The sequence below is a fragment of the Streptomyces sodiiphilus genome, assembly GCF_039529215.1.
Lineage (GTDB): Bacteria > Actinomycetota > Actinomycetes > Streptomycetales > Streptomycetaceae > Streptomyces > Streptomyces sodiiphilus.
On the sequence record NZ_BAAAMJ010000049.1, the window covers coordinates 1 to 635 of the forward strand.

The 635-nt window shown below is 62.8% G+C and carries 1 protein-coding gene and 1 pseudogene; both read right to left on the reverse strand.

All coding sequences use genetic code 11. The features are described from left to right. Positions 1-279, reverse strand: a 279-nt coding sequence (locus tag ABD299_RS19975) for a primase C-terminal domain-containing protein (protein ID WP_344264433.1), incomplete at its 3' end; no start/stop codon positions are given. 15 nt (positions 280-294) lie between these two features. After that, positions 295-616 (reverse strand): annotated as a pseudogene (locus ABD299_RS19980) (replication initiation protein); the annotation flags it as partial. Positions 617-635: the final 19 nt, after the last annotated feature.

Here is a 635-nt window from a genome sequence, read left to right on the forward strand (position 1 = left end):
CACGCTCTTGGCGGTAGCCCGAATCTCGCTGTCGGGGAGTGGCGTATCGAAGTCGTTGTAGGCCCGCGCACGAGTCAAAACCGCCTCATGCCAGCGCTCATAGTCTGGCCAGCCCTGACGGATCGCACGATAGGCCCAGAGGCGCAGGCGCTCGAACAGGTTGCAGTTCCGGCCTAGGCCATAGTCAGGAAGGCGCTTGCGGCGGTCACGGTAGGCGTTCAGGTCGAGCCAGCTATCCAGGTCGCCCAGCCCATAGAGCCGAGGTTCCCACTCCGTCACACGCCAAAAGGGGTGCAGAGGGTTCTTACAGATCAGTCCGGCATACCCCTTATCAGCGTCTAGCAGGCCCCTCAGTGCGCAATCCACGGCCGCCGCGTAGCGCAGAGGTCCAGATTTCGCGTCANGCGCCGCGGTCATGCCAATCCAGGGCAGCACCGCTACGGTCTACGTCGTAGACCAGCCAGTAGCGATGTGTCGGACCGTTGGGCTGGATATACCGTGCTTTGATCGCTCGCTGCACATCACGAATGAGCAGCCCATCACCCAAGGCGTCGGTATGGTAAGGCTTGCGCGGCAGCCGCTGACGAAACAAGTCCAGCGTAGTGCCCGGCTGCACTTGGCAGGCTGGGTCAGGG